4 protein-coding genes are annotated in these 1,569 nt (G+C 60.0%); all 4 read right to left on the bottom strand.

The window, feature by feature from the left end:
- Positions 1–143 (bottom strand): XdhC family protein (locus JCM12296_RS37610; protein WP_172684266.1); only part of this gene is annotated, 143 nt, incomplete at its 3' end.
- 168 nt (positions 144–311) lie between these two features.
- Positions 312–989 carry a DVU_1556 family methyltransferase gene (gene trsM / locus JCM12296_RS34675; protein ID WP_083456802.1) on the bottom strand — a complete coding sequence of 226 codons (678 nt, stop codon included), beginning with the start codon at positions 987–989 and terminating at the stop codon, positions 312–314.
- A 25-nt stretch (positions 990–1,014) separates the two neighbouring features.
- Positions 1,015–1,227 (bottom strand): DVU_1557 family redox protein, encoded by a 213-nt coding sequence (locus JCM12296_RS34670; protein ID WP_054702722.1) that lies wholly within the window; start codon positions 1,225–1,227, stop codon positions 1,015–1,017.
- The coding region (locus JCM12296_RS40810; RefSeq protein ID WP_218188447.1) for a hypothetical protein at positions 1,224–1,569 on the bottom strand (346 nt) is incomplete at its 5' end. The genes JCM12296_RS40810 and JCM12296_RS34670, both read right to left, overlap by 4 nt.

Raw genomic sequence — 1,569 nt, 5'->3', positions numbered from 1 at the left:
CCGATGCCCCGGCCGTCGGCGGTGACGATCATTTTACTGCCCGAGGTGCGTGGCGTGGAGCCGCTGTGGCTGATAATGGTGGCCAGGACAAAGGCCTCGCCCTTGCCCAAAAGGTCGCAGGCGGTTTGTGCAATCCCATTCATAAATTCAGGTTCCTTTCTTTCGGATCCGCCATCCCCACGAAACGGCATCAGTGTTGGCATCGCTCTTTACTCGAAAACCCATCCGCTTCGCAATGCCAAAGTGAGGATTGTATGAAATGCCCCTTATGGTCCGTCCATGGCCGCATCTAATCTAAGCGGCTGTTTGGTCTAAGCGGCTGTTTGGCGGGCAATCAGCAGGCCATACCCAGGACGGGATCGAGCGGCGCCGGTGTTCTCACGGCAGCCGCCCCACCACCGGCTCAGGGGAACCCCGGCCCAAACCAATTGGACCGCCAGTTTTTTCAGCAGGTCGGAATGGTCTTCCCACAGCGCCACGCTGAACCCGGCGGAAACCATGCGTTGGTACCAGGTCTGGCGATCCACCGCGCCCCGCAGGCACCCACCGGTGCCGGCCCACGGCACCGGCGCCGCGCCATCCACCGTCTGCTGGTAGATATCGCTGATCACCAGGTAACCGCCGGGCCTTAAAGCCCGATGGAATTCCGCAAGGGCCGCCATGGGCGCCGTTACCAGGGAAAGCACGCATTCGCAGGTAATCATATGAAAGGCGCCACGCTTCACCGGCAGCGCAACGGCATCGGCACGCATGACGACGGGGTCCCCACCCTTTTGTCGGGCCGTGTTCAGGAGGATCGCCGAGAGGTCGATTCCCATTGCCCGGGCGCCCACCTGTTGGCGCAAAAAATCAATCGTCGCACCGGTACCGCAACCCACGTCCAGCACCCGATCCCCGGCTCCGAGACCACAATAGTCAGTCGCTCGACGGGTCAGATCGACTCCTCCCGGCCGATGGTCGGCCCGGTCACGGCCCGCACCGCTTCGGATTCATAAGGTCGAGACACTGTCATTCTCACTTATCTTCGAGGATTTGTTCCACTTCGGCCATCTTCCCCGTGGCCACGACTTCACTGATCAATACGGTCTTGCACCTGGGGCAATAGGGAAGGTCCGTGGTAAAATGATTGGTCATGTATTCCACCGTCACCGGTCCCACCACCAGGTCGCACTGGCATCGGTCACAGCGCCACTTCAAATCTTCGGGTTGAACATTTTCACTTTTCATGGCCCCAACACCTCCATGCGATGGGCATAGGCATTGTGCACGCGAAAGCCGTTCGCCGTCAATGTATAAGCCACCCAAAAAGTGATGTGCCCGGTCCGCAAAAAACCCAGAGAATACCCTGTTTCCGGGTTGTAAAAACGCTGTCCGTCACTTTCGGCATGCTGGATGACGCTACGGATATCCGATTCGAGAATCCGTCGCGATTCCAACAGGGCTTCGACGGCCGGATCCAGATCCAACGGCGGAGGTGGCTCGCCGGAGGCATCGGCCGGCGACGCATCGCCCCACACCTCCCGGCAAAGCTGATCTTTCAATCGCTGGCGGTTTTCCCGCCGGCGGGAC

Source organism: Desulfosarcina cetonica JCM 12296 (assembly GCF_001311845.1).
Lineage (GTDB): Bacteria > Desulfobacterota > Desulfobacteria > Desulfobacterales > Desulfosarcinaceae > Desulfosarcina > Desulfosarcina cetonica.
The sequence above is the reverse complement of the archived record's forward strand: the minus strand, read 5'-3'. Positions and strand labels throughout refer to the sequence as shown.

Coding starts and splice junctions, on each gene's coding strand:
- JCM12296_RS34670 (WP_054702722.1), bottom strand. CDS start 1,227: ATGAAAAGTGAAAATGTTCAACCCGAAGATTTGAAGTGGCGCTGTGAC.